General features: G+C 64.0%; 26 protein-coding genes and 2 tRNA genes. 14 read left to right on the top strand and 14 right to left on the bottom strand.

The features are described 5' to 3' along the window. Nucleotides 1–192 precede the first annotated feature (192 nt). The gene (locus AWH62_RS03815) at nucleotides 193–669 is read right to left on the bottom strand and encodes a nuclear transport factor 2 family protein (protein WP_083634982.1); all 477 of its coding nucleotides are present in this window, start codon (nucleotides 667–669) and stop codon (nucleotides 193–195) included. Nucleotides 670–747: 78 nt separating this feature from the next. Beyond that, complete coding sequence (locus AWH62_RS03810; RefSeq protein ID WP_075189162.1) at nucleotides 748–930, bottom strand: hypothetical protein; 183 nt, start codon at nucleotides 928–930, stop codon at nucleotides 748–750. A gap of 60 nt (nucleotides 931–990) precedes the next feature. Here AWH62_RS03810 and AWH62_RS03805 point away from each other — a divergent pair, with 60 nt between their 5' ends. Next, complete coding sequence (locus AWH62_RS03805; RefSeq protein ID WP_075189161.1) at nucleotides 991–1,899, top strand: GNAT family N-acetyltransferase; 909 nt, start codon at nucleotides 991–993, stop codon at nucleotides 1,897–1,899. Between the two features lie 32 nt (nucleotides 1,900–1,931). On the opposite strand, the gene AWH62_RS03800 is transcribed toward AWH62_RS03805, so the two are convergent. Then, nucleotides 1,932–3,269, bottom strand: a complete 1,338-nt coding sequence (locus tag AWH62_RS03800; protein WP_075189160.1) for a S41 family peptidase — start codon at nucleotides 3,267–3,269, stop codon at nucleotides 1,932–1,934. Between the two features lie 155 nt (nucleotides 3,270–3,424). On the opposite strand from AWH62_RS03800, the gene AWH62_RS03795 reads away from it, so the two are divergent. Further along, nucleotides 3,425–4,876, top strand: a complete 1,452-nt coding sequence (locus tag AWH62_RS03795) for a sodium:alanine symporter family protein (protein ID WP_075189159.1) — start codon at nucleotides 3,425–3,427, stop codon at nucleotides 4,874–4,876. Between the two features lie 58 nt (nucleotides 4,877–4,934). Here the strand turns inward: AWH62_RS03795 and AWH62_RS03790 are convergent, their stop codons facing one another. After that, nucleotides 4,935–5,348, bottom strand: coding sequence for a VanZ family protein (locus AWH62_RS03790; RefSeq protein ID WP_083634981.1), 414 nt, complete (start codon nucleotides 5,346–5,348; stop codon nucleotides 4,935–4,937). Between AWH62_RS03790 and bioB the strand changes: the two genes are divergently transcribed. Then, the gene (gene bioB / locus AWH62_RS03785; protein WP_075189158.1) at nucleotides 5,347–6,351 is read left to right on the top strand and encodes a biotin synthase BioB; all 1,005 of its coding nucleotides are present in this window, start codon (nucleotides 5,347–5,349) and stop codon (nucleotides 6,349–6,351) included. The two genes, AWH62_RS03790 and bioB, sit on opposite strands and share 2 nt — an antisense overlap. Nucleotides 6,352–6,371: 20 nt before the next feature. Beyond that, on the top strand, nucleotides 6,372–6,650 hold the full coding sequence (locus tag AWH62_RS03780) for a 4a-hydroxytetrahydrobiopterin dehydratase (protein WP_075189157.1): 279 nt from the start codon (nucleotides 6,372–6,374) through the stop codon (nucleotides 6,648–6,650). Nucleotides 6,651–6,666: 16 nt separating this feature from the next. On the opposite strand, the gene AWH62_RS03775 is transcribed toward AWH62_RS03780, so the two are convergent. Together AWH62_RS03775 and AWH62_RS03770 are read right to left on the bottom strand one after the other, a co-directional pair. Next, nucleotides 6,667–7,116 carry a flagellar basal body-associated FliL family protein gene (locus tag AWH62_RS03775; protein ID WP_075189156.1) on the bottom strand — a complete coding sequence of 150 codons (450 nt, stop codon included), beginning with the start codon at nucleotides 7,114–7,116 and terminating at the stop codon, nucleotides 6,667–6,669. A 62-nt stretch (nucleotides 7,117–7,178) separates the two neighbouring features. Next, nucleotides 7,179–7,790 (bottom strand): helix-turn-helix transcriptional regulator, encoded by a 612-nt coding sequence (locus tag AWH62_RS03770; RefSeq protein ID WP_075189155.1) that lies wholly within the window; start codon nucleotides 7,788–7,790, stop codon nucleotides 7,179–7,181. A 214-nt stretch (nucleotides 7,791–8,004) separates the two neighbouring features. Here AWH62_RS03770 and AWH62_RS03765 point away from each other — a divergent pair, with 214 nt between their 5' ends. Next, nucleotides 8,005–8,421 carry a response regulator gene (locus tag AWH62_RS03765; RefSeq protein WP_075189154.1) on the top strand — a complete coding sequence of 139 codons (417 nt, stop codon included), beginning with the start codon at nucleotides 8,005–8,007 and terminating at the stop codon, nucleotides 8,419–8,421. A 268-nt stretch (nucleotides 8,422–8,689) separates the two neighbouring features. On the opposite strand, the gene AWH62_RS03760 is transcribed toward AWH62_RS03765, so the two are convergent. Next, a tRNA-Ala gene (locus AWH62_RS03760) sits at nucleotides 8,690–8,765 on the bottom strand. A 115-nt stretch (nucleotides 8,766–8,880) separates the two neighbouring features. Here AWH62_RS03760 and AWH62_RS03755 point away from each other — a divergent pair. From AWH62_RS03755 to AWH62_RS03715, 9 genes are all read left to right on the top strand, one after another. Then, nucleotides 8,881–9,186 (top strand): YggT family protein, encoded by a 306-nt coding sequence (locus AWH62_RS03755; protein WP_075189153.1) that lies wholly within the window; start codon nucleotides 8,881–8,883, stop codon nucleotides 9,184–9,186. Nucleotides 9,187–9,189: 3 nt separating this feature from the next. Further along, nucleotides 9,190–9,516 carry a DUF167 family protein gene (locus AWH62_RS03750; protein WP_075189152.1) on the top strand — a complete coding sequence of 109 codons (327 nt, stop codon included), beginning with the start codon at nucleotides 9,190–9,192 and terminating at the stop codon, nucleotides 9,514–9,516. Further along, nucleotides 9,497–10,393: a bifunctional methylenetetrahydrofolate dehydrogenase/methenyltetrahydrofolate cyclohydrolase FolD gene (gene folD / locus AWH62_RS03745; RefSeq protein WP_075189151.1), complete on the top strand. Its 897-nt coding sequence runs from the start codon at nucleotides 9,497–9,499 to the stop codon at nucleotides 10,391–10,393. The genes AWH62_RS03750 and folD overlap by 20 nt, the downstream gene beginning before the upstream one ends. Nucleotides 10,394–10,463: 70 nt before the next feature. Further along, nucleotides 10,464–10,880 (top strand): response regulator, encoded by a 417-nt coding sequence (locus AWH62_RS03740; protein ID WP_075189150.1) that lies wholly within the window; start codon nucleotides 10,464–10,466, stop codon nucleotides 10,878–10,880. A 98-nt stretch (nucleotides 10,881–10,978) separates the two neighbouring features. Beyond that, nucleotides 10,979–11,770, top strand: coding sequence for a TIGR00266 family protein (locus AWH62_RS03735; RefSeq protein ID WP_075189149.1), 792 nt, complete (start codon nucleotides 10,979–10,981; stop codon nucleotides 11,768–11,770). 121 nt (nucleotides 11,771–11,891) lie between these two features. Next, nucleotides 11,892–12,089 carry a bacterioferritin-associated ferredoxin gene (locus AWH62_RS03730; protein ID WP_075189148.1) on the top strand — a complete coding sequence of 66 codons (198 nt, stop codon included), beginning with the start codon at nucleotides 11,892–11,894 and terminating at the stop codon, nucleotides 12,087–12,089. Between the two features lie 98 nt (nucleotides 12,090–12,187). Continuing rightward, complete coding sequence (bfr, locus tag AWH62_RS03725) at nucleotides 12,188–12,667, top strand: bacterioferritin (RefSeq protein WP_075189147.1); 480 nt, start codon at nucleotides 12,188–12,190, stop codon at nucleotides 12,665–12,667. Between the two features lie 114 nt (nucleotides 12,668–12,781). Continuing rightward, on the top strand, nucleotides 12,782–13,459 hold the full coding sequence (locus tag AWH62_RS03720; RefSeq protein ID WP_075189146.1) for a DUF305 domain-containing protein: 678 nt from the start codon (nucleotides 12,782–12,784) through the stop codon (nucleotides 13,457–13,459). A 24-nt stretch (nucleotides 13,460–13,483) separates the two neighbouring features. Next, nucleotides 13,484–15,385 (top strand): LVIVD repeat-containing protein, encoded by a 1,902-nt coding sequence (locus AWH62_RS03715; protein ID WP_075189145.1) that lies wholly within the window; start codon nucleotides 13,484–13,486, stop codon nucleotides 15,383–15,385. Nucleotides 15,386–15,451: 66 nt separating this feature from the next. On the opposite strand, the gene yghU is transcribed toward AWH62_RS03715, so the two are convergent. The 7 genes from yghU to hemC all read right to left on the bottom strand — a co-directional run bounded on the left by yghU (nucleotide 15,452) and on the right by hemC (nucleotide 21,840). Further along, on the bottom strand, nucleotides 15,452–16,303 hold the full coding sequence (gene yghU, locus AWH62_RS03710) for a glutathione-dependent disulfide-bond oxidoreductase (protein ID WP_075189144.1): 852 nt from the start codon (nucleotides 16,301–16,303) through the stop codon (nucleotides 15,452–15,454). Nucleotides 16,304–16,541: 238 nt separating this feature from the next. After that, a tRNA-Thr gene (locus AWH62_RS03705) sits at nucleotides 16,542–16,617 on the bottom strand. Nucleotides 16,618–16,707: 90 nt separating this feature from the next. Then, nucleotides 16,708–17,337: a uridine kinase gene (udk, locus tag AWH62_RS03700; RefSeq protein ID WP_075189143.1), complete on the bottom strand. Its 630-nt coding sequence runs from the start codon at nucleotides 17,335–17,337 to the stop codon at nucleotides 16,708–16,710. Further along, nucleotides 17,334–18,800: a heme biosynthesis protein HemY gene (locus tag AWH62_RS03695; RefSeq protein WP_075189142.1), complete on the bottom strand. Its 1,467-nt coding sequence runs from the start codon at nucleotides 18,798–18,800 to the stop codon at nucleotides 17,334–17,336. The genes udk and AWH62_RS03695 overlap by 4 nt, the downstream gene beginning before the upstream one ends. Further along, entirely contained in the window at nucleotides 18,797–20,107 is a 1,311-nt protein-coding gene (locus tag AWH62_RS03690) for a hypothetical protein (protein ID WP_075189141.1), read from the bottom strand. Before AWH62_RS03690 ends, AWH62_RS03695 begins: the two co-directional genes overlap by 4 nt. Before the next feature lie 33 nt (nucleotides 20,108–20,140). Continuing rightward, the gene (locus AWH62_RS03685) at nucleotides 20,141–20,878 is read right to left on the bottom strand and encodes a uroporphyrinogen-III synthase (protein WP_075189140.1); all 738 of its coding nucleotides are present in this window, start codon (nucleotides 20,876–20,878) and stop codon (nucleotides 20,141–20,143) included. Beyond that, the gene (gene hemC, locus AWH62_RS03680; RefSeq protein WP_075189139.1) at nucleotides 20,875–21,840 is read right to left on the bottom strand and encodes a hydroxymethylbilane synthase; all 966 of its coding nucleotides are present in this window, start codon (nucleotides 21,838–21,840) and stop codon (nucleotides 20,875–20,877) included. The genes AWH62_RS03685 and hemC overlap by 4 nt, the downstream gene beginning before the upstream one ends. Between the last annotated feature and the right edge of the window lie 10 nt (nucleotides 21,841–21,850).

Genomic DNA, 21,850 nt, shown 5'->3' with positions numbered 1-21,850 from the left:
CGCTCGACCTGAGCCTGACGCCATCTTAGGTGCCGGGGTCGATGGTCACATGGAATGCGCTCAGGGCAGTGGGGGACGTGGCTGGTCCCCCACCAGATGCGCGATCTTCCGGACCTTTCGGTAATCCGCTGTGCGGAAGCCTCGATACAGCAAGCCCGACCTGTCTTGGTCAGCCAGCAGTCAGGCGACCAATCAGTCCAGGCCCATGACCTGGCGAGCCTGCCAGGTGTCGGCGTATTGCTGGAAGGCGACCGCGCGACCATTCTCGATCGTCCAGACGTGGACGAACTGGGCGTCCATGGCCGTTCCCGTGGCGCTGAAGGTGCCCGTATAGCGCCCCATCACGGCGACCCGATTGCCTTGTGCGATCATGTTTTCCGGCGTGGCCGCGAAGCCGTCCCAACCGTTGGCGATCGGTCCGATCACACCACCCAGGACGGCGTCCGGCCCGATATAGGGATTGCCGCCGTCATAGGGGAAATTCTCGGCCTCGTTCCAGACAATTTCCGGATCGAGCAAGGCCGTGAAGGCGGGCACATCGCCGATAGCGAAGGCGTCATAGATGGCTTGCGCCACGGCGGCAGACTCTTCGCCCGTGTCGGCGCTCTGGTCACCTGGAAAACAGGCAGAAACGGCCAGGGCCGCGACGGCGACTATCATCAATCTCATGCTGGGATCCCCTCCACAAATCTGGTTCACACAATCACGCCATGACGTCCCTGTCGCCAATTTGTTGGCGTCCGTACGTCAATTCAGACACCAAAGCCCGGTGCAAATCCCGAAAAAAACCTGCATCGCCAGATCCAGGAGGCCAGTGACGACCAGTAGCGGCAAACCGATATAGAGAAAGGCGAGCCACACAGCCATCAGGGTGGGGCGCGGTTCGGCGATGCGGTGACCCATGACGGTTTCAGGACGCTTGGCAAACATATGGCCTCCGATGCTCTATGCTTAACTCTCGTTAACCGGATTTCCCTAACGCTTCCTGTCATGCATATCGACCTCTCGATCAATCAGCCGACCTGGGACCTGGCCCTGATGGCCAAGCCCGCCGCCCTGCAACAGGACTGGAGCTATGGCGACGCCGTGGCCGCCCTTGGCGGGCGGGTGATCCGGGCCGGGCTGGTCGAGGATGGCGTGCTGGTCGGACTGGCCCAGTTCACGGTGCGCCGTGTCGGCGGTCTGGTCGGCATGGCCTTGTGCACCCGCGGACCGGTCTGGCTGGAAGCGGTGACGCCGGCCGGAAAGGCCGAGGCCTACAAGGCCTTGAAGGCCGGGTTGGGTCTGCCATGGCCGCGCATTGTCATGTTTACGCCGGACGAGGTCGCGGCGGCGGGTGTCCACCGGATGAGCCGGGTGATGACGGGATATTCCACCGTCATGCTCGACCTGACACAGCCGGCAGAAACGCTGCTGGCCGCGGCCGACGGGAAGTGGCGCAACCGGTTGCGGTCGGCGGAAAAATCAGGGGCCAAGGTTGTCGTCAACGGCACCAAGCTGGCGCAATACCGCTGGTTGCTCGAAACGGAAGAAGCACAGCGTGCCGAGCGCGGTTACCGGGCGACTCCGGCCGCGCTGATCCCGGACTATATTGCCGCCAAATCGGACCGTGAAAGCCTTATCGTATTGCGGATTGACGAGGGCAAGCAAAAGCGTGCGGCCATGCTCTTCCTCATCCATGGCTGCGCCGCGACCTATCATCTGGGCTGGCTTGATCCGGAATTTCGCCAGAGCAGCGCCCATAATCTGTTGCTGTGGCAGGCCATCGAAAGGCTTCAGCAAAGAGGCGTCCGCCAGCTTGACCTGGGCGGTGTCAACACGACATCCGGCGCGGGCATTGCCCGCTTCAAGATCGGTACCGGAGGTGCCGTGACCACGCTGGCCGGGACCTATCTCTAGCGCTGAAAGACAGCCATGCTCGCCAAGCCGGTCTAGTCGTTGCGGGTGTTGCGCAAGACGCGTCCGTCAGCAAGATGAAGGTCCATCCGTGACGCCGCACCGGATGCCTCGACCACAAAGACAAAGCGGGCATCATCGTCACCCGCGAGCCGGAAACGGTGATTGCCGAGCGGTTCGAGCGCGGCCGCGGGGCGGCCGTCGCGGCTGTAGGCCAGTCGGCCGTCCTCGACACTGAATGCCCGGATGCCGTACTCGCCGGCATAGCGGGCCAGCTCCGATGTGGTCAGCGTGACCGGGTCAGCGCTGGCAGACAGGCCTTCGAGCGCCCATTCCAGTGTCAGCCGGGCGCCGTCATCCAGCTCGCCTTCCAGAAGCGTTGCGTAGGCCTGTGACAGGGCGGTATCGAGGGCGGCATCGGCGCTGGTTGCGATATGCGGGGTTACGCCGGTGCTTTCCCAATTGGTGCCGGTGATCGGATTGCGGGCCGAGCCGGTCGACACGAAGATGGCAAAGCCGGACGCGGTGAAATAAGTGCCGCCCGGATTGCCGGCGCCATAGGTGGTCTCGCCGATCAGGGTTGCCCGTTCCAAAGCCTGGAGATGATAGGGAAAGGCCTCGCCGGCCGAGCCGGTGCGGGCACTGGTCAGCACATAGAGCGGCACGTCGGGTCGGTGTCCGGCCGGATGCGATGGCAGGGACCACAGCTGGTTGGGGTATTCATAGTCGCGCGACACGAAGGTGTTGATCAGCGTGTCGCCGCCCGGCTCCAGGAAATGGCTGATCAGATATTGCACCATTGACGGCGCGCCGCCGCCATTCTGGCGCACGTCGAAGATCACGGCGTCGGTCCCGGCGACGAATTCCAGGGCCGCGCGGGCGGTCTGTTCTGCCGGCGCGATCGGCGCAAACTGGCGCAGGTCGATATAGCCGATATTGCCGGCCAGGATCTCGACTCGGGCGAAGCCGAAATTCTGGCGACGCAGGGGCGCCCAAGGGTCAGCAGGGCGCGCGTCGGACGGGTCGCTTTCGCGGCGGCGCGGCCCCGCCATCGCAGCCGCGGCCGCGTCACGGCCGACATGATTGACACCGAAATGACGGTCTTCGGCAGACAGGCGGGTCGTCAGGGCTGTGGCGAGCCCCTCCCCGTCCGTGATCGCGTCAAAGGCGCCGGCCACTTCCGCGGCGCGCAGGTCTGCAGCGATTGCGGTCGCGCGCTCGGCGTCGAAGAATTCGTCTTCGATGATCTGCGACAGCTCGCCGATCGCTCGCTCGCGATCGCTGGCCGACAGCGGCGTTTGGGCCGCGACAGGCATGGATATGGCGGTCAGAGCAAGACTGAATGCGAGGCTGGTCGTGATGGACTTGATCATGGAAATGCTCCCCGTGCTGGGCGGAAAACTTTCCTGAAAACAGCAATCGCTCAACTTAATTCGCGCTCACAATGCTGACATCAAGGCGCAGAAAACCCTTTCCACACCCCGCGACAACTTCCTAATGTGCGCGCAGCAAAAACATGGGGAACGGCATGAACGTCATTTCTGGATATGTCGATATGGTCAACGGCTTCGTGTGGGGGCCGCCAATGCTGCTGCTTCTGCTCGGCACCGGTCTGTATCTGACCATCGGGCTGGGCTTCATGCCCCTCCGCAAGATCGGTTTCGCGTTTGGCGAGTTGTTGAAGGGGCGCAAGTCTGAGGGCGATGGCGATGTCACGCCGTTCCAGGCCCTGATGACCGCGCTGTCTTCGACCATCGGTACCGGCAATATCGCCGGTGTTGCGGTGGCCATCGCGATCGGTGGACCCGGCGCCCTGTTCTGGATGTGGATGACCGCCCTGGTCGGCATGGCCACCAAGTTTTCCGAAGGCGTGCTGGCGGTGAAATTCCGCGAGGTTGACGCCGATGGCCGCCGCGTCGGCGGGCCGATGTATTATATCAAGAACGGCATGGGCAAGAAGTGGGTCTGGCTCGGCGGACTGTTCGCCTTCTTCGGCGTCATGGCCGGTCTGGGCACGGGCAATGCGATCCAGACGGCGGAAGTCGTGCGCACGGTCGGCGACACCTATGGCGTTGATTATTACATCACCGGTGGCGTGATCGCGGTTCTGGCCGGGATGGTCATCCTGGGCGGCATCAAGCGGATCGCCAGCGTGGCAGAAAAAGTCGTGCCGGCGATGGCGATCACTTATATCGCACTCGGCCTGGTCGTGGTTGTGATGAATATCGAAGCGGTCCCGGCGGCCTTCGCCAGCATCTTCTCGCACGCATTCGGTTTCGGTGCGGCGGCAGGCGGCTTCTCCGGTGCTCTGTTGATGTTGGCCATGCAGCGTGGCGTGGCGCGCGGCATCTTCTCCAACGAGGCCGGTCAGGGGTCTGCCCCGATCGCGCATGCGGCAGCCCAGAACAATGATCCGGTTGATCAGGGCATCATCGCCATGCTCGGGACGTTCATCGATACGATCATGGTGTGTTCGATCACCGGCCTGGCCATTCTCACCTCCGGGGTCATCCCGACCGAGTGTGATGCCGGTCTGATCGCCCTGGGCGGCAATGTCCCGGAAGTCTGCGACACGGGTGCCCGCATCACGACGGCGGCCTTCGCCGACGCATTGCCGGGCTTTGGCGATCACTTTGTGACCTGGGCGCTGGCACTGTTCGCCTTCACCACCATCCTCGGCTGGTCCTATTATGGTGAGCGTTGTGCCGAATACCTGCTCGGCGAAAAGGTCATCATTCCCTTCCGCCTGGCCTGGATCGGCATGATCCTCGGCGCTACCTTCCTGCTCTATGCCGGCGACAACGTCACCCAGCTGATGAACACGGTCTGGCTCACGACGGACACGCTGACCGGGCTCATGGCAGCGCCAAACCTGATTGCACTGCTGGTGCTCTCGCCCTTGGTCTTCAAGATGACCAAGGCCTATTTCGACAAGCTCGAAAAAGGTGCCGAGACCAGCGATGAGACGCCGTCGGCCTGACTTGGTTGACGCGCACGAGAAAGGGCCCTGCCTTGGCGGGGCCCTTTTTATGTCCGGATCAGTGTGCCTGGTTGCGGCCCGCCAGCCAGGCAAGACCAAGGCCGGCGACCGCGCCGATCATGTCAGCCACCAGGTCTGCCATTGACGCGGTTCGACCGGCATCGCCGTGCGCCTGAAGCCACTCGATCGTGCCGCCATATCCAACCAGAATCAGTAGCCCGAACCATCGCGGCAGGCTTGGCCAGGCAATACGGGCGAGCACGGCCAGCGCCGCGAACGCACCGAAATGTTCCAGCTTGTCCGAGCCGAACAGGCGTGGTGGCAGCGCGCTTCCCGGTTGCAGGGCGAGGTCGGTGATGAGCACAATGGCGACGACAAACAGTATCCGGGCAGCCCAGCGCAGTGTCATGTCTGGACGCGGCGCGCCGGTCTTCCTAGTTTCCGGTGTCATTTTTCGGGACTGATCTTCCATGAGCCTTCTCAACGATATCGACCAACTGACGCAGGTCCGCACGGACTGGACCCGCGAAAGCGCCGGCGAAATCTACCGCGCACCGTTCAACGATCTCATCTTTGCGGCGCAGTCCGTGCACAGGAAGTGCCACCCGGCCAATCAGGTGCAAACCAGCCAGCTCCTGTCGATCAAGACCGGGGGCTGTGCCGAGGACTGCGGCTATTGCAACCAGTCGGCCCATTTTGACACCGGCCTGGCCGCCTCCAAGCTGATGCCGCTCGATGATGTCATGAGTGCGGCGAAAAAGGCCAAGGATGGCGGCGCGACGCGTTTCTGCATGGGCGCCGCCTGGCGCGAGTTGAAGGCGCGGGACGAGGACAAGGTCTGCGCCATGATCGAGGGCGTCAAATCGCTCGGCATGGAAACCTGTGTCACGCTCGGCATGCTCGGCGACGGTCAGGCCGAACGCCTGCGCGATGCCGGGTTGGACTATTACAACCACAATCTGGACACGGCGCCGGAAGATTATGGCCGGGTGATCTCGACCCGGACCTATCAAGACCGGCTCGACACGCTGGCCCGTGTTCGTGGCGCCGGCATCCATGTCTGCACCGGCGGGATTGTCGGCATGGGCGAGGATGAGGCGGCCCGCATCGGCCTGCTCACCGAGCTCGCCTCGATGGACCCGCATCCGGAAAGCGTGCCGATCAACCACCTGGTCGCCGTGCCCGATACACCGCTGGGCGACAGCAAGCCGCTCGACGGGATTGATTTCGTCCGCACGATCGCGACGGCCCGCATCCTGATGCCGCGCTCCATGGTCCGCCTGTCGGCAGGGCGCGAGGGCATGAGCCGGGAATTGCAGGCTTTGTGTTTCCTGGCGGGGGCCAATTCGATCTTTGTCGGCGAGGAATTGCTGACCACGCCCAATCCGGAACGGAATGAGGATTTCGACCTGTTCAAGGCCCTGGGCATCGAGCCGATGAGCCTTGGTGCGACCGGTTCGGTTCCGGCGGAATAGACAGAGACAGGGAGACGGTGATGGACAGGATCGGGGCGCAGGCGGCGTTGGCGCAGTTGTCCGGCTGGCAAATCGTCGATGGCCGAGACGCCATTCGCAAAGTCTTCGAGTTCACCGATTTCAACCAGGCGTGGGGCTTCATGAGCCGCGTCGCGGTCAAGGCCGAGGCGATGAATCATCATCCCGAATGGTTCAATGTCTGGAACAAGGTCGACATCACCCTGGCCACGCATGATGCGGGCGGGGTGACCGGCCTTGATGTCGAACTGGCCGGTTTCATGGACGCGATCACCAGCTAGGCAGCCAGTGGCGGTATCAGTCGGCGTGGATGATGATCATGCCGATCAGGACTTCCGCGCCTTCCTGGCCCAGCGTCATGTCGGTGGCTTCCTGCAGGATTTGCGAAATCCGGTCGGCGTCCGGCACATCGCCATAGCGATAATGCATGCCGGTATAGATCGACAGGGCCGAGATATAGGCGTTGCGCAGGCGCGGCATGTACATCTCGACGCGGCGACGCAGGCGGGTGTCGGAAATTTCCAGCCCGGCCTCGATCTGCATCAGGCCCTGGGCGCGTCGATTGGACTGAACCGTTGCAGTCAGCGGCGGCAGCGGCATGTAGGTGTCTGACGAGGTGATCGAGCGGTGCCGGTTCTCGTCCGTTGATTCCTCGGCCGGCGGTGCTGCCAGGGCTGCGGAAGCCGGCACGACGGTTGTGAGCAACAGGCCGAGCAGACCCGGCAGGAGGAGGGCAGGTGCTTTCATGCCTTGTGGATAACACGCGGCGGTAAAGGAAGGGTTCGCGCATGGCCGGGCGGTTGCGCGGCTCAGTTCAGCGTGTGCACGATCATCGGCCTGTCGCGTGCGGCCATGCGGCGGGCAAAGGTGCCGGCGTCGAGCGCCTTCATTGCGCAGTGCAGATACCAGCCGCCCTCACCGGATCTGATTGGCGTCATTATGCCTTGCCACTGATAGCGATGACGATCGATTTCCGCCTCCCAAACCGCGTCGATGGCGGTGACATCACCGTCAAATATGCCCGACGCCATCATGTCGAGCACCAGCGTTTCGCCATTGCGACTGGCCTCTTTGCGGACGGTTTGGCCAACCTCGATCGTGCGGAATTGCGGATGTTCGCGAAAGCCGCGTGACAGGGCGACATAACGCATATTGTCGTCCGCCGCCTGCACCAGGCAGACGACATGCGGGCAAAACTGGATGGCGGTCATCAGGCCGTCGAACAGGCTGCGATTATCGGGGCGCTCTAATAAGGCCCGGATTGCACTGGCCACATCGTCGCGCGGCGCCGCCGCGCCGGCTTCGATGCGCGAGACCTGCGGTTGGCTCACCCCGATTTGGTCGGCCAGGCGCTGTTGATTGATGCCCAGCCGCGCCCGGTAGGCGCGCAGTGACTTGCCCCAGTCCAAAACCGTCCCCATCCGGCCAATCCAGTACTAAAATTAGGTGTATATCCGCCACGCCGACGTGCAAGGCGAAATGCCAGCGGGTGTGAGCTGGAACACACGCAGGCGACGCTCATCCATGGCAGCCTTTCCGTTGGAACCTTGCCCACGCGGTCGTGGACACGGGAGTTTGGGGAGTTCGGGGCAGCCTGCTGACGGGGGCCGGCGCCGGCGAGTAGAGAGCTTGGCCATGAAAACCGTGTTGCTGGTCGAAGACTGCGAGGGAGATGTTGAACTGGTCCGGACCGCGTTCGAGCGCTATTCCGGCGCCGTCCGTCTGGAGGTGGCGCGGTCGGGCGAAGCCGCCCTCGACCTGTTGCGTTGCCGGCAGGTCGGTGACAGTCCGAAGCTGCCGGTGTGCATCCTGCTCGACATGTGCATGAGCCATGGCGATGGCATCTGGCTGTTGCGCGGCCTCGATGACACGCCCGGCCTGCGCGACATCCCGGTGATGGTGATGAGCGAGACTGGCGACATGCTCGGTCCGGCCCGGGCTTTCGGCCGCGTCGTCGGCGCTGTCGAAAAACCGGCCCGCCTCCACGAATTCCGCAAGCTCGTCGAAGACCTCGCCCGCCTCGCCGGTGCGATGCCGCAACTGGTCAGTTGAACGGGGATGGGTGCCCGTAGGGCGAAGGGGGGTCGAGCTGGACGAACCCGCCTCGAACCCGCAGGGTTCGCAAGCGCGACGGCGCGCCGGCCGGCCAGGCCGCCCCATCGGAGGCGTCCGCAAAGCGGACAGCTGTGAGATCAGGGAAATGGTGAAGCTGGCGGACCCGCCTCGAACCCGCAGGGTTCGCAAGCGCGACGGCGCGCCGGCCGGCCAGGCCGCCCCATCGGAGGCGTCCGCAAAGCGGACTGCCGTGAGATCAGGGAAATGGTGGAGCCGAGGGGAATCGAACCCCTGACCTCGTCATTGCGAACGACGCGCTCTCCCAACTGAGCTACGGCCCCGAACCAAGGACGCCGAGGTACTTTTACGTCGCTGCGCTGTCAAGCATCCGCGTCTGGACCTTTCCGGACCGCACGCGCTAAACAGGATCAAACGCGAAACGCAAGCGAGAGCGCAATGAACCAGTCCCTTGGGCAAGCCCTTATACAATATTTCGTCGATCCCATTCTGTTCCTCTTCTACATCATCATCATCGTCGGAATCATCCTGAGCTGGCTCGTCAATTTCAACGTCGTGAACACCAACAACCAGCTGGTGAACATGATCTGGCGGATGACCCATTCCATCACCGAACCGGTGTTGCGGCCGATCCGCCGGGTCCTGCCGCCGATCGGAGGGCTGGATTTCTCGCCGCTGGTCCTGCTCCTGATTTTGATGTTCATCCGCGGTTGGCTGTTGCCGCAGATTTATGTCGCCCTCTGACGCGTGTTCGATGTCGGTCCGGACAGCGTTGTCCTGCGCGTCCGGCTGACGCCGGGCGCATCCCGCGACGGCATCGAGGCCTGGCGGTGCGACGCGGCCGGACAAATCCATCTTGCGGCGCGGGTCCGTGCCGTGCCGGAGAAGGGCCGCGCCAATACGGCCCTGATCGCGCTGTTGGCCAAGCAATTGGCTATTCCCAAGCGTGACATCGATGTGATACGCGGCGCGACATCGCGTCTGAAGACGATCCGGATTGCCGCTGACCGAGCGGAGCGGGACCGGGTCGTCGTCCAGCTGGAGGCCTTCGCGGATGAGCGCAAACCTGATTGACGGCAAGGCGGTCGCCGCCGAGATCGACGCCCGCGCCGGCGAAGTCGGAGCCGGGCTGACCGCCGCGCTGGGGCGGGCCCCCTGTCTGGCCGTGGTGTTGATCGGCGATGATCCTGCGAGCGATGTCTATGTTCGCAACAAGGTCCGGCGCACCGAGGCGGCCGGTCTCACCTCGATCGAAATTCGCAAACCGGCGGATGTCAGCGAGGCTGATGTGATCGCGATCGTCGAGCGCCTCAATCAGGATGAGGGTGTCGACGGTATTCTCGTGCAGATGCCGCTGCCGGATCATATCAACGCCAATCGCGTGATCAGCCATATCGACCCGGACAAGGATGTCGACGGGCTGACAGAAACCAGTGCCGGGCGGCTGGTCCTGGGCCAGGCCGGCCTGCGCCCGTGTACGCCGGCGGGCTGTGTCTTTCTGGCGGAGCGCGCCCTGGGTGACCTGTCCGGCAAGTCGGTCGTTGTGATCGGCCGGTCCATCCTGGTCGGCAAGCCGGCAGCGCTGTTGTTTCTCGAGAAGAACGCCACGGTGACGATTGCGCATTCGCGCACCGCCGACCTGCCGGCCCTGTGCCGCACGGCGGATATCCTGGTGCCGGCGGTCGGACGAGCGGAAATGGTGCGTGGCGACTGGGTAAAGCCGGGCGCCTGCGTGCTGGATGTCGGCATCAACCGTATCGACGCGCCCGAGCGCGGCGCCGGCAAATCGCGTCTGGTTGGTGATGCCGCGTTTGATGAAATCGTTGGCCATGCCGGCTGGATTACGCCCGTTCCGGGTGGAATTGGCCCGATGACCATTGCAATGCTTTTGAGAAATACCGTAATAGCGGCGGCGCTTAGGGCGAAACTTCCGCTGCCGGATGATTATTGATCGGACTTGCCTGATTTTGTAAACGGTTCAATAACGCAACCTGCATAGAATATGAGCCAGGGAGGATTCCATGAGCAATCACGCACTGCGCGTTCTGCATGTAGAAGACGATTTCGCCGATGCGATGCTCGTCCAGCATGCCGTGTGCGAAGCGGGTGATCTGGACATCTCTTTCGAGGTGGCCCGCACGCTCAAGGACGCCAAGCGCTGCCTCGCCCGGTCGCAATATGATCTCATTCTGCTCGATCTGCGCCTGCCGGACTCGATCCATCCGACGGACACACTGGAAACAGCGCAATCCTGTGCCGGTGACACGCCCATGTTGATCCTGTCCGGCTCGATCATCGTCGATGAGGGGCATTTGCCCAGCGGTGTTGGCCGCGTCGACAAGAATTCCAGCTTTCGCAGTCCCAAGGGGGAGATGCCCTTGCATCTCGCGCACATGATCCGCGAAGCCGCTGAGTCCGCCGATATCCAGACCATCTGACCGCGCCCGACAGGGGACGCGCATGGGGCGTTTTACCGCTTGTTCCCGTGCCGACCGCCGCTAACCTTGCGCCTTCAGTCAGCGACAGGGAGAGCGCAATGAGCCAGGCGGACGTGATCGATTACGAGATCGGCGGCGAGGACATCCAGTATGTCGAGATCGAACTGGACCCGGGCGAAAGCGTGGTGTCCGAAGCGGGCGCGATGATGTTCAAGGCGCCGAGCATCAGCATGGAAGCGGTGTTCGGTGACGGTTCCCAGAAGAACCAGGGCGTCTGGGGCGCCCTCGCCGGCGCCGGCAAACGGCTCCTCACCGGCGAAAGCCTGTTCATGACTGTCTTCACCCATGGTGGGCAGGGCAAGGCCAAGGTGGCGTTCGCAGCGCCCTATCCCGGCACCATCATCCCGGTCCACCTGCCCGATCTCGGCGGCGAGCTGATCTGCCAGAAGGACAGTTTCCTGGCGGCAGCCAAAGGCGTCTCGGTGGGGATAGCCCTGCAAAAACGCATCATGACCGGCCTGTTCGGCGGCGAGGGCTTCATCATGCAGCGCCTGGAGGGTACGGGCTGGGTCTTCGTGCATGCCGGTGGCACGCTGGTCGAGCGCGAGCTTGAGCCCGGCGAGGAGCTTCATGTCGATACTGGCTGTGTCGTCGCCTATACGCCGGGCGTTGATTTCGAGATCGAGCGGGCCGGCAATATCAAGTCGATGATCTTTGGCGGTGAAGGCGTGTTCTTTGCCCGCCTGCGTGGACCGGGCAAGGTCTGGATCCAGTCGATGCCCTTCTCGCGCCTGGCGGGCCGCATCCTGGCCAATGTCCCGGTGACCGGGTCCGGTCAGGGCGAAGGCTCGGTGCTGGGGCCCTTGGGGTCAATCATGCGTGGCAATTGACGGCAGGCCGGTTTTCGTGCGCCGGGCGGTATGGGCGGCCCGGCGCATACATTATGCAGTTGACAGTCATTCGCATTCACGGGAAAGATTGCGAAAGGCTTTCAGGAAACCGTGTCCGTCCATGTATGTCTGCATCTGCAACGCGCTGCGCGATCGCGAGCTCAAGGCTGCTGCCGCCGACCCGTCCGTCAAGGGCGCGGCTTGCGTGTTCCGGGCTTGTGACGCCAAGCCGAAATGTGGCCGCTGCCTGCCGGACGTCGCCGACATGATCGCCGCCAACCGGCTTAGCCCGGACGGTTTTGCCGCGGCCGCTGAATAATCGCGACCGATACCCACTTTCACTTGCAAACTTAACGTTTTGGCCTGCGCTCGGCTTTCCGTAGAGTAGCATGTATTGCTGCGCACGGGAGAACCGCCATGAAGGGCGATGCCAAGGTCATTGAATTGCTGAACGGAGCGCTCAAGCTCGAACTGGCAGCCGTGAACCAGTACTTTCTGCATGCGCGCATGTTCAAGGATTGGGGTTTCGCGAAGATCGCCAAGGTCGAGTATGAGGAATCGATCGACGAGATGAAGCATGCGGACATGCTGATCGAACGCATTCTTTTCCTCGAAGGCCTGCCCGCCGTCCAGGACCTCGCCCGCATCTATATCGGCGAAACGCTGAAGGAATGCCTTGAGTGCGACCTCAAGGTCGAGCAGCGCGCCCATCCTTACTACAAGGAAGCGATCGCCTATTGTGAAGAAGCGGGCGACTATGTCTCGCGCAAGATTTTCACCGACATTCTCGACAGCGAAGAAGAGCATATCGACTTCCTCGAAACCCAGCTGGGCCTGATCGAGAAGATCGGCGAGGCGCGTTACATGCAGTCGCAGATGGCGCCTGGCGAGGGATAGGCGCCGGCCATTGGGTGGCCGTGCTATTTCCTTGAACGCACAAGCATGATTACATTCCTGTTACGTTGACCTGTCAGCCCGGCCTGCCGCGCCGGGGGCAACGCCGGGGAGATCATGTTCCGAGCCATCATTCCTGCCGTGCTGGCAAGCTGCCTGTTTGTTGGCCCCGGGCACGCGGCCGACCCGCCGATCTTCCAGCCCGGCGCGCCGGGCAGTGCCGCCCGCACCGTCACGCCGGACGAATCGATCAGCCTGGCCGGCAGCCGATATACCGCTGACGATGTCGCCTTCATGCAGCATATGATCGTGCATCACGGTCAGGCCGTTGACATGGGTGATCTGATCGCCGAACGGACCGACAATCGCGATATCGCCCTTATGGGAGATCGCATTGCCCGCTCACAGGCTTCTGAAATGGAGATGATGCGCGCCTGGCTGGTCCGCCGCGGATTGCCGACCGCGATGTCGCACGCCCCGGCCGGTCACGCGATGGCAACGGGTCATGGCGGGCATCAAGGGGCGCATGGGGCACCGTCCGACGTGCCGTTGATGGCTGGCATGCTGTCGCCGGCGCAAATGGCCGAACTGGCTGCCGCAAGGGGTGATGCGTTCGACCGCCTCTATCTCACCGGCATGATCCACCACCACCAGGGCGCCATCGACATGGTCGATCGTCTGCTTGCCGATGCCGGCGATGGTGAGGATCCGCAATTGTCGGAATTCCTGTCTGCGGTCATCGCCGACCAATCCGCCGAGATCGCGCGCATGCGTGGCCTGCTCGCCGGGCTTTAGCTTTTCGACGTCCGAGGGGACATCATGACACCGAATTTCAGATCCATGGTTTCTCTGGCCGCGCTTGGCGCCGCCCTCGCCGCCTGTTCACCGGCCGCCGAGGAGGTTGCGAGCGGGCCGCCCTCGCGCGCCGATCTCGCGCCGGGCCTGTTTGACGCCGGTTCGGTGATCTGGAATCTCGAACGGACGGCCTCGGTGCCGCCACCGGATGGTTTCTTTGATCGCGACACCGCGATGATCGCCCTCAGCATCCCCGCCGACGAGGCCGGTGCGGCGATCGAGGACGAGGCCCCTGACGGCGCCGATGAAGGCGCCGACGAAGATACCCAGGAAGACGCCAATGAAGACACGGATGAAGACGAGGACACCGGGCCGGGCCTCCTGTCTTTCGCCAATTCCGACCTCGCCTTCACCGGCGACCGGGTCATTGTCGGCGGGTTTCATGGCTTTAACGTCTATGACGCCGCCAATCCCGACGACCCGCAGCATATCCTGTCCGTGGTCTGCCCCGGCGGTCAGGGCGATGTCTCGGTGCACGGGAATCTGGTCTTCTTCTCGACCGAACAAAACCGTGGCCGCCTCGATTGCGGCAATGGTGGCGTTGATGACGAGTCCAGCCCGGAACGCTTCCTCGGTGTACGCATCTTCGATATCAGCGACCTGTCCGCGCCGCGCCAGGTGGCCGCTGTCCAGACCTGCCGCGGTTCGCACACCCACACTTTCGTGCCGCACCCGAGCGATGACCGCACCGCCTATATCTATGTCCAGGGCACCAGCAGCGTCCGTCCGGACAGCGAACTCGCCGGCTGTAGCGGTGGCGAGCCTGACGAAAATCCCGAGACAGCGCTCTACAGTATCGATGTGATCGAGGTCCCGCTCGACGCGCCGGAACAGGCCGCCATCGTCAGTCGGCCGCGCATCTTCACCGATTACGAGACCGGCGAGATTGCCGGCCTGTGGGCTGGCGGCGAAATGGAAGAGGGTGCCCAGACGGCCGCATCCACCGTGGCTTGCCACGACATCACGGTCTATCCGGAGATGGGGCTGGCTGGCGGGGCCTGCGGCGGAAACGGTATCCTTCTGGATATTTCCGACCCGGTGAATCCGCGCCGCATCTCCGACCTCGCCGATCCGAACATGGCCTATTGGCACTCGGCGACCTTTTCCAACGATGCCAGCAAAGTCCTGTTCACCGATGAGTGGGGCGGTGGTTTGGGCGCCCGTTGTCAGGCCGACGATCCGGCCGAATGGGGTGCTGACCTGATTGCCGATATCGTCGATGGTGAGCTGCAGCGGCGCGGCTTCTTCAAAATCCCGGGTGAACAATCGGCGATCGAGAACTGTGTTGCCCACAACGGCAATATCATCCCGGTACCGGGGCGCGATATCATGGTGCAGGGCTGGTATAGTGGTGGGTTGTCGATCATCGACTTCACCAACAGTGACAGTCCGTTCGAGATAGCCTTCTTTGACCAGGGGCCGCTGGGCCCCGACGCCCTGCGCGTCGGTGGGTATTGGGCAGCCTACTGGCATAATGGCCGCATCTGGGCGCCGGAGTTGGTTCGCGGCATGGATGTTTTCCGCCTGCAGCCAAGCGAATTCCTGACGGCCAACGAGATCGCCGCAGCGGAGCTCATTCAGTTTGACGAGGCGAACACCCAGACGCAATTGCACGTTACCTGGCCGGACCAGCCCGTGGTCGCCCTGGCCTTGCTCGACCAGATCGGTCGCACCGATGTGCTTGACGGGGACGCGCTGGCAGCTGTCAGCGAGGCTGTCGAAGCTTGGTCGGCGGGAGAGGCTGATGCTGAAACGCTGGCGGCGGCAGGCGCGTCCCTGACGGCGGCAGCGGCTCAGCCCGGCCTGTCTTCGGCTGATGCTGACCGTCTTTCGACGCTCGGCGGGATCCTGTCGCGGGTCAATTAGGCCAATAAGAAACCGGGCGGGCCGGCTTGAATCCGACCCGCCCCGGCTTTCGTCGCGCCAGATGTCCTAGCGCTTGGTGTCGAAATCGGCGGCGCTGTGGCGTTCGGGAAGCTGATTGGCTTCCTCGCCCCAGACCCGATTGACCCGGATACCGCGTTTGACGGCCGGGCGATCGGCAATCTCGGCCGCCCAGCGTTGCACATGCGTGTAATCCTGGACTGATAAGAACTCGCCAGCCTCGTAGAGAACGCCGCGGGCGAGCGCGCCATACCAGGCCCAGACCGCCATGTCGGCGATCGAGTATTCAGCGCCGGCCAGATAGGGGCGTTCGGCAAGCGTCCGGTCAAGCACATCCATCTGGCGCTTCACCTCCATGGCGAAACGATTGATCGGATACTCCCATTTTTCCGGCGCATAGGCGTAGAAATGGCCAAAGCCGCCGCCCAGATAAGGCGCGGAACCCATCTGCCAGAAGAGCCAGTTCAGGGCCTCGGTGCGGCTGGCATGATCGGTTGGCAGGAAGGCGCCGAACTTCTCCGCCAGATAGAGCAGGATCGCGCCGGATTCGAAGACACGGGTCGGTGTTTCGGTGCTGTGGTCCATCAGGGCCGGGATCTTGGAGTTCGGATTGACCGCGACAAAGCCGGATGAGAACTGGTCGCCCTCGGTAATCCGCACCAGCCAGGCATCATATTCGGCCTCGCTGTGACCGAGCTCCAGCAGCTCCTCCAGCAGGATGGTGACCTTCACACCATTGGGCGTGGCCAGCGAATAGAGTTGCAGCGGATGCTTGCCGACCGGCAGGTCCTTGTCATGGGTCGAGCCGGCAATCGGTCGGTTGATACTGGCGAAGCGGCCACCGCTCTCGCTGTCCCAGGTCCATACTTTCGGCGGCACGTATTGGCTGGTCTCGGTCATGAAGGCACCCTGTTTGCTTGCGCCGATATGTAAGGCGCTCGACGCGAGGCACAAGGCGTGTCGCCTGATCGATCAGACCGGGCAGCGGTTCGAGTGGCGTGGAAGCAAAGAAAACTGGTCAAGGCTGATGGATCAGGCTCGAACATCCCAGCCTTGAGCGCGCTTCATGTGAGCACGAACCCCAACACCAAGGGTGGGCCCGGGCACGGGTTCGAGCGCAACGGAAGCAAAGAAAGAATGGTGCCGCTTAGGTGACTCGAACACCTGACCTACGCATTACGAATGCGTTGCTCTACCAGCTGAGCTAAAGCGGCTTACCACAGGCCTGCCGACCGTCACCGGTCGAGAGGCGGCGGAAACTAACCGCGAATAGGGCGGTCGGCAAGCCCTTCATCATGGCAAAATCAGCGGTTCACGACCGTGTCGCGAAGGCGATCCAGCACCGGTTCGGCAAGGCAGTCGAAATCCGGCGGCCCCATATTGATGATGATGATGTCGGCCAGGGGTTTTTGCGGCTCGACATGCAGGGTGTGCATAGGTTCGACGATGGTGTCGAACTGCTGACGGACCGAGTCCGGTGTCCGGCCGCGTTCGGACACATCGCGTTTGAGGCGGCGCTCGAAACGCACCGGGCGGGTGGCGGAAACATAGATGACCAGGTCGAACAACTCGGCCAGGTCGGGTGTCGCGACCGCGTGTAGTCCCTCGATGATGATGGCCGGAGCCGGCTCCACACGTCGGGTTTCGCGCTTGCGCGAATGGGTTGCGAAATCATATTGCGGGATGTCGACCGCGGTGCCGCCCTTCAGCGCCTTCAGGTGTTCAATCAGGAGTGCGTGCTCCTTGGAGGCGGGTTCGTCGAAATTGAAGCTGGCCGGATCGAAATCATCGAGCAGGGTCGCGTCGAGATAATAATCATCTTCCTTGATGACATGGGCGCCCGGGATCGCATCCGCGATGGCGTAGGCGAGGCGGGTCTTGCCGGAGGCGGAGCCACCGACAATCGCTATCAGGGCTACGTCGGGCCCGCTCACGCGCTGCGTCCGGGTTTGCCCTCGCCCTCGTCCGGCACGCCCGGATCGTCGGGCATGCGCGCCGGAGTGTCGGCGAAGCTGGCTGTGCGCGATGTGGCGGATTTGACCGGTCGGGGCGCGTCGAGGAGTGCGGTTTCAGGCACCGCACCAGCGGCGCGTTCATAACGCTCATAACGCGGATGGGTCAGGCGGTTTTCATCGCCGAAGACATAGACCATGCGTTTCCAGTCGTCCGGTGTATAGGCGAACAGACGGCCTTCCGGATCAATATCGGACCAGTCGGCATCGGCGCCGGCATGCGAGGCGCGGGTCATCCAGCGACGGGCCAGCTCGTCCTTGCCGTCGAGGCGCGCCAGCCGGGCCGACAGGGCACACAGGCGCGAGGAGGGCTGCCCGCTTTCCATCAGCGGGTCCAGCAGGGTGCGCGCGGCGGGTGCATCACCCTCCTCCAACGCCGTCTGGATCAGGATGAGGCGGCTTTCGCGATGGTCCGGATTGAGCTCGGCCAGCGCCTTGAGGCGCTCCATCCGTTTGGCCTTGGTATCGGATTTCCGCAAGTCCTGGAAGGCGCGGGCGAGAGCCGGATGCGGCGCGGCAGCCCACGCTGATTCCAGAACTTCGGCGGCGCGCTTGTGACGGCGGCCATCGGCGAGGAGGCGGGCAGCGAGGGCCGCCGCCGGAGCAAAGCCCGGCGCGGCGCGGTGGGCTGATACCGCCAGCTCGCGCGCGGTCTCGGCATCATTAATCTCGGCTTCCAGCGCCGCTGCGGTCAGCAGCACGCTGCGGCGACGACGGCCGGTATCCGGTGCGACATGTTTGCGGCGCTCGCCCTCGGTCAGTGTGGTCAGGGCGTCCTGCCAACGCGCCTTGGCGACCTGGGCATCGAACAGTGCATCAAAGGCCCAGCGCGCGCCCTTGGCTTGCTGGAACGCGTCGGCGGCGTGGTCGATCGTGGCGCCAAGATCACCGCGTTCGCTGGACAGCTGGGCGAGGCCGCGACGGGCGACCACCCGCGTTCGCTGATCTTCCAGCAGGGCTTCGTAATGGGTCTGGGCGCCATCCAGATTGCCAGCCGACTCAGCGGCCCGGGCAGCGAGCAGGCGGGACAGGGCCGGCCTGTCGAGCAGGGCGTCGGCACGGGCGGCCTGGCGCACAGCCGCTTCACCGTCCCCGGCAGCCGACGCGATCAGGGCCTTTTCCAGTGCGTCATAGCCTTGCTCACGACGACGGCGGCCCATGAAACCCTTCACCTTGTCCGGCGAAGTCCACAACAGGTAGATGCCCCACCAGATCACCAGCATCAGGAAGGCAAACAGGATCACGCCGCCGGCAGCGACGACGAACGGCATTTCGGTCTGAACACCGAGGAATTCAAAGGAGGCATGGCCGGGGTTGAGTGCCAGGAAAGCGCCGAGGGCGGCGGTCAGCAGCGCAAAGACAACGGCCAGGATGAGGCGGATCATGTCGGGTCGCTTCCCTGTTCAGCCGCTTCAGCCGCCAGCGCGTCGCGCAGTGCTTGCAGGCGCCGGTCGAGATCAAGCCGGGCCCGGGCCTGGATCAGCCAGTCTCGGGCGGTTTCAAGCGCTTCGCCGTCGAGCCGTTCGGCGATGGTCACGGCGCCCACCAGGTCGTTCTCGGCCAGTCGGCGCTCGGCCAGCGCGGTCATCGCCAAGGGGCCGCTATCGCTGTCCGTGCCATCAGTCCGTCGCACTTCGATCAGGCCGAAAAAGACCCGGCCCGGCCCGGCGGCTTCGCGGATCGCATCGCCGGGAAAGCTGGCCGTCAGTTCTGACAGGGTTGGCACGCCGGCGCGCGAATAATCGGCCATGGCTGCGAGGTCTGCCTGGCCGCGCCACAGCCGCGCCAGGGCAGCGCGCTCGGCCTCGAAACCGTCGCCGGTGCGGGCAATTTCGCGCAAGGCCGTCAGGGCCAGCGCGCGGGCGGCGAGCTGGCGCGAGGCTTGGCCGGTATCGACGGGTTGGCTGGACGCTGTCCGGGCCGCGCTGTCAGCACGATCCCTCGCCGTTTCGGCAAGCCCCCTGATCGTATCGAGTTCGCTCTGCAGCGCGACCAGGTCCTGACGCAGCCCGGCAATCGCCGGATCGGACCGGGCGGGCGCCGCGAGTGCATCGACCGAGGCTTCCACCGCCATGATCCGATCAGTCAACGCTTGCACGACCTGCGGATCAAGGGCGGCGCCATCGCCCGCCGATTGGCTGGCGTCCAGGGCTTGCTGGGCGCGGGCATCGGTCAGGGACAGGGCGGTTTCGAGGGCAGCGAGACGTGCTTCCAGCTCGCTTGGGTCAAACTGAGCCGCGGTGCCGGATGACGCATCATTGGCACTCACTTCCAGCCTGTCGAGCCGCGTTTCGATGGCCGAAAGGTCGACGGTCTGTCCGCCTGATCCAGACCCGCCATTGGCTTCCAGTGTCGCCAGGCGTTGCTCCAGCGACCGGATATCAAGGGCAATTGCAGCGGCTGGGTCTTCGGCCTCAAGCGCACCAAGGCGGGTGTCCAGACCGGTGATCTCGCTGGTCAGGGCCGCGCGTTCGGCGGCGGCGCCGGCGTCCGGCATATCGGCGGCGGGGACGTAGCGCGAGGCGGCGAAGCCGACGGCGCCGCCGGCGACTGTCGCCAGCAGAAAGACGAGCACATGGCCCAGCGCGCCGCCGCGCTTGGGCGCAGTGGCACCGGCAGCGCGGCTGTCATCAGCCGGCTCGAACTCGGCATCAACGGGTTCGGGATCGAGTGTGTCTTCGGGATTAGCCATGACGGCCCATGATTCGTGCGAACTTGCGCCAGCTTAGGACGCGTGGCCTGCCGAGGCCAGTTCCGATGAATCATCAAGCAGCGCCAAGAGCGCGTCTTCATTGGGCGATGCGGCCGCGACCAGGGCGCGAAACCCGGCCCCTTCCAGAGGGATGAGGGAGTTGGCCGAAATTCCCAGCGCTGTCACCGATCCCAGCCAATGATGGAGACCGAATTTCCGCAACAGGTCGAGGAAGGTCTTGGCGCCGCGGGCCGAGTGGATGAGGACCGAGACCGGCGCGCCGGACACGATGGCCGCAATCGCTTCCTCGCCCAGCGCATCGACGGCGACGGCGCCATAGCCGATTGCGTCGCGCACCTTGTAACCATCCGGCTTGAGTGCGCCGGACAGGTCGCCGGAGACATGGATGCCGCGGACATGCAGCAGCGAACCTTTCTCCGGGTTGAGTTTGCGGCGGATGAGTTGCGCCAGTGAGGTCACATCGCCGCCGGCGGAGTGGACTTTCCTGAAACCGATATCGCGCGCCGCCTGCGCAGTGGCATCGGCGACGGCGAAGACGGGCAGGTCGCGCTCGCTGCGACGCGGACCCCAGGCACGAACACCATTGGCCGAGGTGAAAACCAGTGCCTGCACACCCTCGAGACTGGCATCGATGCGGGCGCGGAAATTGATGTCGAGCACGGGCGATATGATGGGGTCGATCCCCATCCGCCGCAGCCCGGATGCGGTGCGTTCAGCGCCGGGCCAACCACGTGTGACCAAGACGGTCATGCGCCCACCAGGGCTGCGGCAAGGCCATCGCCGGCGGCGTCGCGCACGGCGCGGCCGAGCCTGTGTCCGGCCTCGCGGGCGCTATCGGGTGTCGCAGTGGTCATGTCGAATCGAATCTGCTTCCGCCAGCATTGCTTTCCATCAGGAGTCAAAACTTCGCCGATGAAGTCCATGGATACCTTATTCACATGGGCCGCGATCGGCGTTCGGCAAGAGCCATCGAGTTCGGCGAGGAAGGCGCGCTCGGCGGTGACGGCCAATTCGGTGTCGCGGTGATGCAAGCCAATGAGGTGTTTTGCTGCCTCCTCATCGCCAGCGCGAATGGCAACGCCAACTGCGCCCTGGGCCGCGGCAGGCAGCATTTCATCGGCGTCCAACGGGTCACGTCGGGCCTCCTCGCGCCCGAGGCGATTGAGACCGGCTCGGGCCAGGAAGGTGGCGTAGATTTCGCCGGCGCTCAGCTTGCCGAGGCGGGTATCGACATTGCCGCGCAGCGGGACGACCGTGAGGTCAGGCCGCTTGTGCAGGAGTTGCGCCTGGCGGCGCAGGCTCGCGGTCCCGACTGTGACGCCAGCGGGCAGATCGGCAAGGCGGGTTTCGCCATTGCGGGCGATCAGCATGTCGTGCGGATCTTCGCGTTCCAACAGGGCGCCGACGACAAGCCCGTCAGGCAAGACGGTCGGGACATCCTTCATCGAGTGCACGGCGAAGGCGGCGCGGCCGTCAAGCTGCGCCTCGTCGATTTCCTTGGTGAACAACCCCTTGCCGCCCGCTTCGATCAGGGTCCGATCCTGGATCATGTCGCCGGTCGAGACCAGGCCCAGGATCGGGAAATGTGCCTCGACGCCGTCACCGGACAGCCCGCATTGTGCGGCCAGCCTGGCCTGGACATCGCGTGCCTGGACAAGGGCCAGCGGAGAGCGGCGGGTGGCGATGGCGAGCGGTCTGGACGGCGGCTTCACGTTGCAATCA

Origin of the sequence: Maricaulis sp. W15 (genome assembly GCF_001924955.1) — a bacterium.
GTDB lineage: Bacteria > Pseudomonadota > Alphaproteobacteria > Caulobacterales > Maricaulaceae > Maricaulis > Maricaulis maris.
The sequence above is the reverse complement of the archived record's forward strand: the minus strand, read 5'-3'. Positions and strand labels throughout refer to the sequence as shown.

What these genes read in the sequence shown, in the direction of transcription:
- AWH62_RS03815 (WP_083634982.1), bottom strand. Translation starts at nt 669, where the DNA reads ATGAGATTGATGATAGTCGCCGTCGCGGCCCTGGCCGTTTCTGCCTGT.
- AWH62_RS03810 (WP_075189162.1), bottom strand. Translation starts at nt 930, where the DNA reads ATGTTTGCCAAGCGTCCTGAAACCGTCATGGGTCACCGCATCGCCGAA.
- AWH62_RS03805 (WP_075189161.1), top strand. Translation starts at nt 991, where the DNA reads ATGCATATCGACCTCTCGATCAATCAGCCGACCTGGGACCTGGCCCTG.
- AWH62_RS03800 (WP_075189160.1), bottom strand. Translation starts at nt 3,269, where the DNA reads ATGATCAAGTCCATCACGACCAGCCTCGCATTCAGTCTTGCTCTGACC.
- AWH62_RS03795 (WP_075189159.1), top strand. Translation starts at nt 3,425, where the DNA reads ATGAACGTCATTTCTGGATATGTCGATATGGTCAACGGCTTCGTGTGG.
- bioB (WP_075189158.1), top strand. Translation starts at nt 5,347, where the DNA reads ATGAGCCTTCTCAACGATATCGACCAACTGACGCAGGTCCGCACGGAC.
- AWH62_RS03790 (WP_083634981.1), bottom strand. Translation starts at nt 5,348, where the DNA reads ATGGAAGATCAGTCCCGAAAAATGACACCGGAAACTAGGAAGACCGGC.
- AWH62_RS03780 (WP_075189157.1), top strand. Translation starts at nt 6,372, where the DNA reads ATGGACAGGATCGGGGCGCAGGCGGCGTTGGCGCAGTTGTCCGGCTGG.
- AWH62_RS03775 (WP_075189156.1), bottom strand. Translation starts at nt 7,116, where the DNA reads ATGAAAGCACCTGCCCTCCTCCTGCCGGGTCTGCTCGGCCTGTTGCTC.
- AWH62_RS03770 (WP_075189155.1), bottom strand. Translation starts at nt 7,790, where the DNA reads ATGGGGACGGTTTTGGACTGGGGCAAGTCACTGCGCGCCTACCGGGCG.
- AWH62_RS03765 (WP_075189154.1), top strand. Translation starts at nt 8,005, where the DNA reads ATGAAAACCGTGTTGCTGGTCGAAGACTGCGAGGGAGATGTTGAACTG.
- AWH62_RS03755 (WP_075189153.1), top strand. Translation starts at nt 8,881, where the DNA reads ATGAACCAGTCCCTTGGGCAAGCCCTTATACAATATTTCGTCGATCCC.
- folD (WP_075189151.1), top strand. Translation starts at nt 9,497, where the DNA reads ATGAGCGCAAACCTGATTGACGGCAAGGCGGTCGCCGCCGAGATCGAC.
- AWH62_RS03740 (WP_075189150.1), top strand. Translation starts at nt 10,464, where the DNA reads ATGAGCAATCACGCACTGCGCGTTCTGCATGTAGAAGACGATTTCGCC.
- AWH62_RS03735 (WP_075189149.1), top strand. Translation starts at nt 10,979, where the DNA reads ATGAGCCAGGCGGACGTGATCGATTACGAGATCGGCGGCGAGGACATC.
- AWH62_RS03730 (WP_075189148.1), top strand. Translation starts at nt 11,892, where the DNA reads ATGTATGTCTGCATCTGCAACGCGCTGCGCGATCGCGAGCTCAAGGCT.
- bfr (WP_075189147.1), top strand. Translation starts at nt 12,188, where the DNA reads ATGAAGGGCGATGCCAAGGTCATTGAATTGCTGAACGGAGCGCTCAAG.
- AWH62_RS03720 (WP_075189146.1), top strand. Translation starts at nt 12,782, where the DNA reads ATGTTCCGAGCCATCATTCCTGCCGTGCTGGCAAGCTGCCTGTTTGTT.
- AWH62_RS03715 (WP_075189145.1), top strand. Translation starts at nt 13,484, where the DNA reads ATGACACCGAATTTCAGATCCATGGTTTCTCTGGCCGCGCTTGGCGCC.
- yghU (WP_075189144.1), bottom strand. Translation starts at nt 16,303, where the DNA reads ATGACCGAGACCAGCCAATACGTGCCGCCGAAAGTATGGACCTGGGAC.
- AWH62_RS03695 (WP_075189142.1), bottom strand. Translation starts at nt 18,800, where the DNA reads ATGATCCGCCTCATCCTGGCCGTTGTCTTTGCGCTGCTGACCGCCGCC.
- AWH62_RS03690 (WP_075189141.1), bottom strand. Translation starts at nt 20,107, where the DNA reads ATGGCTAATCCCGAAGACACACTCGATCCCGAACCCGTTGATGCCGAG.
- AWH62_RS03685 (WP_075189140.1), bottom strand. Translation starts at nt 20,878, where the DNA reads ATGACCGTCTTGGTCACACGTGGTTGGCCCGGCGCTGAACGCACCGCA.